This window comes from Kitasatospora sp. NPDC057512 (assembly GCF_042802135.1).
GTDB lineage: Bacteria > Actinomycetota > Actinomycetes > Streptomycetales > Streptomycetaceae > Kitasatospora.
In genome coordinates this window covers 1-8237 of sequence record NZ_JBHVET010000357.1, presented here as the reverse complement: position 1 = coordinate 8237, position 8237 = coordinate 1, and the positions used below count along the sequence as shown (strand labels likewise).

The following is an 8237-nucleotide window of genomic DNA, read 5'->3' as shown; positions in this document are numbered from 1 at the left end:
GCGCCGCCGCAGCGGCGTCCGCGCCCTCGTCCGCGCCCTCGACCGCGGAGCCGACCGGGCCGGCGGGGTCGACGCCGTACGCGCCCGCGCCCGCGTCCGCGGCCCCGTCCGCCGGCACGAAGCTGATGCTCCGGATCTCGACGGGCGTCTGCAGGTCCACCGCCAGGGCGGACCACTGGACCACCTGGCCGGGGACCACCACGGTGACCAGGTCGGGCGTCCCCTGGTTCTTGCTGTCGAACGACCCGTCGTCGATCAGGCAGAGGTTGCCGTTGAGCAGCGACTTGTCCGAGAGCGCGCCGATCACGTCCACCACGACGGCGATGTTCACTTGCGGTTTCATCCTCACTCCATTCCTCGAACCAACGTTCCGGAGCGGCGGTCGTACCGCCCCGCCGGCTTGGTCAGTCCCGGTCAGCCCCGGTCGCGCACCAGCGGCACCTTGCCGACCGACGTCCGCTCGATCTCCGTGGACGCCCTGGGCACGAACTTGACCAGGAACCGGTAACCGGTCTTCTCGATCGAGGCGGGGTTCGCCTCGCCCTGGTTGAACAGCGAGAGCGAGCGGGGCAGCGCGTTGACGAAGACGTGCTGGACCCCGTACGGGCCGAGCGCGGCCTCCATCCGGTACGTCAGACCGGCGACGTCGTCGACCGAGGCCAGCAGCGTGATCGTCTTGCCCTCGCGGTGGTTCACGAACTGGATCTCGTGGGCCACCACGTCCAGGTCCAGCGCGGTGGCCTTGAGCAGGTCGTCCCGCAGCGCCTCGTAGGCGCGCGGGGCCGAGTACTGGCTGTCGTTCAGGTGCAGGATGTCCCCGGTGCGGCCGGCGAACTCGAACTGGCCGGTCTTCAGCCCGGGCCCGTCCAGCCGCGGCCGGCGGATCATCCGGTCGCCCAGCTTCAGCCGCAGCAGCGGGGCCTCGTGCCCGTGCAGCCGGGTGACGACCAGCTCGCCCTCCTCGCCCTCGGCGACCCAGCGGCCCTTCTCGTCGACGATCTCCACCAGGTGCAGCCCGGGCACGGCCGCCAGGCAGGGGGACTCCTCCGTCAGCTGCAACCCGATGGTCTCGGCCTGGGTGGCGGCGAAGTAGCTGAGGATCGACAGGTTCGGGTACATCGCCTTGAGTTCCGCCCGCTTGCGCTGCGGCAGCACCCCGCTCCCGTACAGCGCCACCCGGAAGCTCTCCTTGGCCTCCTGGCTCATGCCCGCGCCGAGCTCGCTGAGGATCGCGATGCCCGCGGTGATCCCCATCAGCGCCTTCGGGCCGGGGTAGGAGAACATGTGCTCCAGCACCGGGGCGGTGACCGGCCCCGCGCCGATGTAGTTGACCCCCGGCACCTGGGCCAGCACCCCGCCCACCATGGTGCCGCTGCTCCACATCTGGTAGTCCGCCAGCGTGGTGTACAGCCACTTGGGGTCGCTGCCCGGCAGGTACTTGGCGAGCTGGTAGGTGCCCATGAAGCGGCCGGCCACCTCGTAGGTGTCCCGCAGCTCCCGCAGCGAGTACACCGACTCCAGCGGCTTCCCGCCGCTGGTGCCGCCGCTGGCCACGATCTCGAAGCCGCCGCGGGACAGCGGCACCACCATGCCCGGGCGCGAACCCATGAAGAACTCGCGCTGGGTCTCCTTGTCCGACAGCGGGATCCGCTGCCAGTCCTCGTACGTCTGCGGGGCGGCGTTGACGCCGGCGCCCGACAGGCGGCTGCGCCAGAGCGGGTTGAGCCGCACCGTGTTGACCATCTGCTGCAGGCGGCGCAGCACCAGGGCGTCCTGGAGCTCGTGCGACACCTCGCTGTACGGCGCCTGGCAGACCCGCTCGCACTCGCGGAGCTTGCTCGCGAACGAGGGGAGCTTCTCCACCGCGTCGACCGACTCCGGATTCAGCTCCCACTCGGGGATCAGCCAGCTCGCCAGTTCGTCGACGCCGCCGGGTGCCGCCGGCCGGTCGGGCGCGACACTCACTGCACTCATCGTCAATTCCCCGTCCTTCTGTTGTTCACGTGTTCAGGTGCCGTCGTTCGTTCGGGCGGCAATTGTTCGGACGCGATTCTTCGGCGTCCCTCAGCGGGCGTCGGCCAGGAGGTCGGTGCCGACCCGCCTGATCTCACCGAGCAGCATCCGGAAGTGTTCGGCGGTGATCTGGTGGTTCATCATCACCACGCGCAGGGCGGCGACCCCGTCGATGTTCACCTTGGAGATGAAGAAATTCCCCCGGATTTTGATCCGGTTCCTGATCGCCACCTGGAGGCGGTGCACGCCGTCGTCCGGAAGTTCTGCCGGTCGGTAGCGGAAGCACAGGATGTTGGCCTCCGGGCGGTGCAGCGTCTCGAAATCCGGCTCGTCCAGGAGAATGCGGTGGATCTCCCCGGTCAGCTCGCAGAGGTACTCGATCTTCTCGGCGAACAGGGCCGGGCCGTAGACGGACCAGAGGGTCCACAGCGGCATGATCATGGGCCGCTTGGTGCACTCGAAGTTCCGGGCGCCGCTGTCGAGCTCGGTGTAGCGGTCCGGCTCCTCGTCGAAGACGTAGCTGGCGCGCTGCTGGAAGGCCCCGAGGCTGTCCTCCTTGTTCCGGTAGAACAGCAGCGTGCAGGGCGCCGGGACGAACATCATCTTGTGCGCGTCCCAGGCCACGGAGTCGACCTTCTCGATGCCCCGCAGCTTGTGCCGGAGCCGGTCGGAGACCAGCAGGCTGGCGCCGTGCGCGCCGTCCACGTGCAGCCAGATGCCGGCTTCCCGGGCGATGTCGGCGAGTCCGTCGAGCGGGTCGAAGGCGCCGACCGAGGTGGTGCCGGCCGAGGCGACCAGGGCGAACACCTTCAGCCCCCGCTGCTCGGCCGCCGCCAGAGCGGGCCGCACCTGCTCCAGGCAGATCTGCTGCTCCGCGTTGATCGGCAGGCGGACGATCTGCGACTCGCCGATCCCCAGGATCCCGGCCGCCCGCGAGACGCTGTAGTGCACGTCCGCGCCGACCGCGATGGCCGGGCGGGGCAGACCGTCCCCCGACGGACTGCCGTCCGACCAGAAGCCGGGGAACATCTTGTTCCTGGCCGCCAGCAGCGCGGTCAGGTTGGCCAGCGACCCGCCCGAGGTGGTCACCATGGCGAAGGAGTCCGGTTCCCACCCGATGAAACGGTTCAGCTCCTCGGCCATGATGCGCTCCGCCACGCTGGGCAGCTGGCCGGCCTCGTAGAACGAGGACGGCTGGTTGACCACCGAGCTGACGAAGTCGACGACCCCGCCCAGCGGCACCACGCCCGAGAACTGCCGGCCCATGTACCCGGGCGAGTGGACCTGGATCCCCGTCCTGATGTACAGGTCGGTGATCGCGTCCAGCCGCTTCTCGTCGAAGGCCGCGATCGTCTCGCGCTCGGAGGTCATCAGGGCCCTGGCGGCCAGGGTCAGCGTTTCGGGGTCGATGAGTTCGAGCCCTCTGATCGAGGAATCGGCCAGATGGCTTTCGAGCCGGTTCAGTACCGTCTCGGAATTCTCCCGGAACAGCTCGGGGTCGAACGTGTCCGCCGGCATTCCGCCGTCGCACGGTTTTCCGACCCCGGGAGTTGCGGAGCGACTCGACTTCTGAGTGCCGAGCAGCGATCCGACTCCGCTTTTTTGCTCGATCATCTTCTGATTCGAGCGAGATTCCATCATAGGAGCCCCCCAATGGCCCTTGTTGAGGACATCGAGACTTTCCCTTTCCGGAACGGTGCATGTCCAGCTGGGTCACTCCAACGGGTGAATCTTCGTTTTTTACCGGCGTTCGATTGCGGCCCGTCGTGATGCGACTCCGGTGCGTGACGTCCGGCATTGTCGCAGGCCGGGGCGGTAGGGCGGCTTATCACATTTCGAACATTGCAATCGAACGGAGGGATGGCTATTCGAACGCAGGCCGGGAATGTGCCGTTTTGGCCCCCGGGTTCGCCCGACGGGCCGATTCCGCTCCTTCTGGCCGGTACCGGACCAGGACCGCCGCCCGGCCCCCGTAGCGCACCCGCTGCGGGGAGCCGGCGATCCCGGGTGATAGGGAGGTGGGATGGCTGAGGTGGCGTTCGACGCGGTGCTGTGCGATGTGGACGGTGTGATCCGGTTCTTCGACGGGAGCCGGGTGGCCGCGCTGGAGCGGGCGGCGGGACTGGCGGAGGGGAGCACGGCGGCGGTCGGGTTCGCGCCGGAGAACGACCTGCCGCTGCTGCTCGGGCGGATCGGGAAGGCGCAGTGGGTGGACTCGGTCGCGCGGGGGCTGGCCGGCCGGGTGACGGACGCACAGGCACGCGCCCTGGCGCAGGCGTTCGCGGACTCGCCGTTCCGGGCGGACGAGGCGGTGGTGGGGCTGCTGCGGCGGGCCCGGGAGCACTGCCGGGTGGTGCTGGTGACCAACGCGACGGCGTGGCTGGACGAGGACCTGGCGCTGCTGGGGCTGACGGACCTGGCGGACGAGGTGGTGAACAGCTCCCGGGTGGGCAGCGCCAAGCCGGACCGGCGGATCTACGAGATCGCCGCCGAGCGGGCCGGGGTGGCGCCGGAGCGCTGCCTGTTCGTGGACGACCGCCAGGAGAACGTGGACGCGGCCGTGGCGCTGGGCATGACCGGGGTGCGCTACCGGGGGCCGGAGGACCTGCGGCGGGCGCTGGCGGGGGTGCTGGACGGGCGGGGGGTGCTGGGCTGAGGGAGGTGCTGGGGTGGCGGCGTCCGGGCCGGCGGGTGGCGGGGCCGCGGGTGCCGGGCGAGGATCGGGGGGACCGGTCGGACCCCTGGGAGCGGTGGGCGGATGGCTGAGCAGGTCGGGGCGCAGGCCGGGGGGTCGCGGGCGGAGCTGTCCTCGCGCCTGAACTGGCTGCGCGCGGCCGTGCTGGGGGCCAACGACGGCGTGGTGTCGACGGCGGGCATCCTGACCGGCGTGGCGGGTGCGGCGGGCTCCCGGACGGCGCTGCTCGCGGCCGGGGTGGCCGGGCTGCTGGCCGGGGCGATGTCGATGGCGGCCGGCGAGTACGTGTCGGTCAGCACCCAACGGGACACCGAGCGGGCCGCGTTGGCGCGGGAGCGGCGGGAGCTCGCGGAGGACCCGGAGGGGGAGCTCGACGAGCTGACCGACTACTACCGGGGCAGCGGGCTGGCGGACGGTCTGGCCCGGGAGGTGGCGACGGCGCTGACCGAGCGGGACGCGCTGGCCGCCCACGCGCAGACCGAACTCGGCATCGACCCGGACGTGTTGACCAACCCCTGGGAGGCGGCACTGGCCAGCGCGGCGGCGTTCACGCTGGGCGCGCTGGTGCCGCTGCTGGCGGTGCTGCTGCCGCCGGAGTCGTGGCGGCTGGTGGTGACGGTGGCGGCCGTGGTGGCCGCGCTGACCCTGTCGGGCTGGGCGAGCGCCCGCTTGGGGGGTGCCGGCCCGGCCCGGGCGGTCCTGCGCAACGTCGTGGGCGGGCTGCTGGCGATGGCGGTGACGTACAGCGGCGGCGTGCTGCTGGACCAGGTCACCGGGTGATGGCCCGGATCGGTTCGCGGGGGCCGGGCACGCCGGGTGACGGCCCCGGTCGGCTCGACGGGCGGGCCGGTCCGGCCTGTGTTTGTGTGGCTGCAAACCGCTTGGGAGAGGTGAGTCGCCGTGACCATGCCCCCGTTCGGATCGAACGATCCGTTCTCCGACCTGCTCAGCCGGTTCTTCGGGATGAGCCCGCTGGCCTCCCCGCCCGCCGTGCAGCGGGTGCCGATCGGGCGGCTGCTCAGCGAGTCCTCGCAGGAACTGCTCGCGCTGGCCGCCCAGCGGGCGGCCGAGGACGGCTCCAGCGACCTCGACACCGCGCACCTGGCCTGGGCGGCCACCCGGGTGGACCCCTCGCGCCGGATGCTGGAACGGGCCGGCATCGACCCGGACCGGCTCTCCGGCGACCTGGAGCACGCCCTGCCGTCCGGCAACCCCGACACGGTGGACGGCCGGCCGGCGCTCACCCCCTCGGCCAAGCGCGCGCTGCTCGCCGCGCACGCCCGCTCGCAGGAGGCCGGAGCCTCGTACATCGGCCCGGAGCACATCCTCGGCGCGCTGCTCGACCAGGAGCGCTCGGGCGCCGGGGTGGCGCTGCGCAACGCGGCGCCCTCGCAGGAGGCGCTGAAGTCGGTGCTGGAGGGCCGCGGCACCGGCGGCGAGCGCAGCAGTACGGGCGCCCACCCGAGCGAGACGCCGACGCTGGACGAGTACGGGCGCGACCTCACCGAGGAGGCGCGCTCGGGCCGGCTGGACCCGGTGGTGGGCCGGGCCGAGGAGATCGAGCAGACCGTCGAGATCCTCTCCCGGCGGACCAAGAACAACCCGGTGCTGATCGGTGAACCGGGCGTCGGCAAGACCGCGATCGTCGAGGGCCTGGCCCAGCGGATCGTTTCCGGGGACGTGCCGCAGAGCCTCAGGGAGAAGCGGGTGGTCACCCTCGACCTGACCGCGCTGGTGGCCGGCTCCAAGTACCGGGGCGAGTTCGAGGAGCGGCTGAAGAACGTGATCGACGAGGTCACCGCGGCCGAGAAGAGCGTGATCCTGTTCCTGGACGAGCTGCACACCGTGGTCGGCGCGGGCGGTGGCGGCGAGGGGTCGATGGACGCCGGCAACATCCTCAAACCGGCGCTCGCGCGCGGTGAGTTGAGCGTGGTCGGCGCGACCACGCTGGACGAGTACCGCAAGCACGTGGAGAAGGACGCCGCGCTGGAGCGCCGCTTCCAGCCGGTGCTGGTGCCCGAGCCGAGCGTCGAGGAGACGATCGAGATCCTCCAGGGGCTGCGCGACGCGTACGAGGCGCACCACCAGGTGCGGTTCACCGACGAGGCGCTGGACGCCGCGGCGACGCTCTCCGACCGGTACGTCAGCGACCGCTTCCTGCCCGACAAGGCGATCGACCTGCTGGACCAGGCCGGGGCGCGGGTCCGGCTGCGCAGCCTGAGCGGCTCCACCGAGGCGACCGGGGTGCGGGACCGGATCACCAAGCTGAAGCGGGAGTTGGACGAGGCCGTCGCGGACGAGGAGTTCGTCCGGGCCGCCAATCTGAAGACCGAGCTGCGGCAGACCGAGGACGAGCTGGCGGCGGTCGCCGAGTCCCGCGAGGAGGTCGTCGACGTGACGGCCGACGACATCGCGCAGGTGCTCTCCTCCCGGACCGGCATCCCGGTCGCGGAGCTGAACGCGACGGAGAAGGAGCGGCTGCTCAAGCTGGAGGAGCACCTGCACCAGAAGGTGATCGGCCAGGACGAGGCGGTCACCGCCGTCTCCCAGGCGGTGCGCCGCGGCCGGGCCGGGATGGGCGACCCGGAGCGCCCGACCGGCTCCTTCCTCTTCCTCGGGCCGACCGGCGTCGGCAAGACCGAGCTGGCGAAGGCGCTGGCGGCGCTGCTGTTCGGCGACCCGGACCGGATGATCCGCTTCGACATGAGCGAGTTCCAGGAGAAGCACACCGTCTCCCGGCTGGTCGGCTCGCCGCCCGGGTACGTCGGCTACGAGGAGGCCGGGCAGCTGACCGAGGCGGTGCGCCGCAAGCCGTACAGCGTGCTGCTCTTCGACGAGGTGGAGAAGGCCCACCCGGACGTCTTCAACCTGCTGCTCCAGGTGCTGGACGACGGGCGGCTGACCGACTCCCAGGGGCGTACGGTCGACTTCCGCAACACCGTGGTGATCATGACCAGCAACATCGGATCGCAGCGGATCCTCGACCACGCGGGCAACGTGGACGAGATCCGTGACGACCTGATGCGGGACCTGCGGCAGCACTTCCGGCCGGAGTTCCTCAACCGGATCGACGAGGTGATCGTCTTCCACGCGCTCACCCGGAAGGACCTGCTGTCGGTGGTGGACCTGCTGCTGGAGCGCAGCCGGCGGCGGCTGCGGGCCCAGGACGTCCGGTTGGAGGTCACCGAGGCGGCCAAGGAGTACCTGGTCAACCGGGGCTACCAGCCGGAGTTCGGGGCCCGGCCACTGCGCCGGACGATCCAGTCGGAGCTGGACAACCGGATCTCCAACCTGCTGCTGGACGGTTCGGTGCGGGAGGGGGACACCCTGATTGCGGACGTGAGCGACGGGGAGCTGGTGGTCACGCTGGCGCGGCCGGAGGCCTCGGCAACCTTCGAGGAGGCGGAGGCGAAGGCCGCTGACGCCGCTGAGGGCTGATCCGGTCGAAACGGGTTTGGTTCGGGCGTACTCCAGGGGGAGTACGCCCGAACGCCACTGCTGGAGGACGCGTGCGGGCGCGGCGCGGGTC

The 8237-nt window shown here is 71.2% G+C and carries 6 protein-coding genes; 3 read left to right on the top strand and 3 right to left on the bottom strand.

Annotated elements, in window-relative coordinates:
• The 3 genes from ACFU6K_RS22585 to ACFU6K_RS22575 all read right to left on the bottom strand — a co-directional run.
• The coding region (locus ACFU6K_RS22585; RefSeq protein WP_380665705.1) for a hypothetical protein at window positions 1-343 on the bottom strand (343 nt) is incomplete at its 3' end.
• A 71-nt stretch (window positions 344-414) separates the two neighbouring features.
• Window positions 415-1974 (bottom strand): hypothetical protein, encoded by a 1560-nt coding sequence (locus tag ACFU6K_RS22580; RefSeq protein WP_380665703.1) that lies wholly within the window; start codon window positions 1972-1974, stop codon window positions 415-417.
• Window positions 1975-2064: 90 nt separating this feature from the next.
• Window positions 2065-3531, bottom strand: a complete 1467-nt coding sequence (locus ACFU6K_RS22575; RefSeq protein ID WP_380665701.1) for a pyridoxal phosphate-dependent decarboxylase family protein — start codon at window positions 3529-3531, stop codon at window positions 2065-2067.
• Between the two features lie 505 nt (window positions 3532-4036).
• Here ACFU6K_RS22575 and ACFU6K_RS22570 point away from each other — a divergent pair.
• From ACFU6K_RS22570 to ACFU6K_RS22560, 3 genes are all read left to right on the top strand, one after another.
• Window positions 4037-4669, top strand: a complete 633-nt coding sequence (locus ACFU6K_RS22570) for an HAD family hydrolase (RefSeq protein WP_380665699.1) — start codon at window positions 4037-4039, stop codon at window positions 4667-4669.
• Between the two features lie 102 nt (window positions 4670-4771).
• Window positions 4772-5488, top strand: coding sequence for a VIT family protein (locus ACFU6K_RS22565; protein ID WP_380665697.1), 717 nt, complete (start codon window positions 4772-4774; stop codon window positions 5486-5488).
• 126 nt (window positions 5489-5614) lie between these two features.
• Window positions 5615-8146 carry an ATP-dependent Clp protease ATP-binding subunit gene (locus ACFU6K_RS22560; protein ID WP_380665707.1) on the top strand — a complete coding sequence of 844 codons (2532 nt, stop codon included), beginning with the start codon at window positions 5615-5617 and terminating at the stop codon, window positions 8144-8146.
• Window positions 8147-8237 lie beyond the last annotated feature (91 nt).

Bases quoted from the DNA above. Each gene is read 5' to 3' on its own strand.
- ACFU6K_RS22580 (WP_380665703.1), bottom strand. From the start codon at position 1,974: ATGAGTGCAGTGAGTGTCGCGCCCGACCGGCCGGCGGCACCCGGCGGC.
- ACFU6K_RS22575 (WP_380665701.1), bottom strand. From the start codon at position 3,531: ATGCCGGCGGACACGTTCGACCCCGAGCTGTTCCGGGAGAATTCCGAG.
- ACFU6K_RS22570 (WP_380665699.1), top strand. From the start codon at position 4,037: ATGGCTGAGGTGGCGTTCGACGCGGTGCTGTGCGATGTGGACGGTGTG.
- ACFU6K_RS22565 (WP_380665697.1), top strand. From the start codon at position 4,772: ATGGCTGAGCAGGTCGGGGCGCAGGCCGGGGGGTCGCGGGCGGAGCTG.
- ACFU6K_RS22560 (WP_380665707.1), top strand. From the start codon at position 5,615: ATGCCCCCGTTCGGATCGAACGATCCGTTCTCCGACCTGCTCAGCCGG.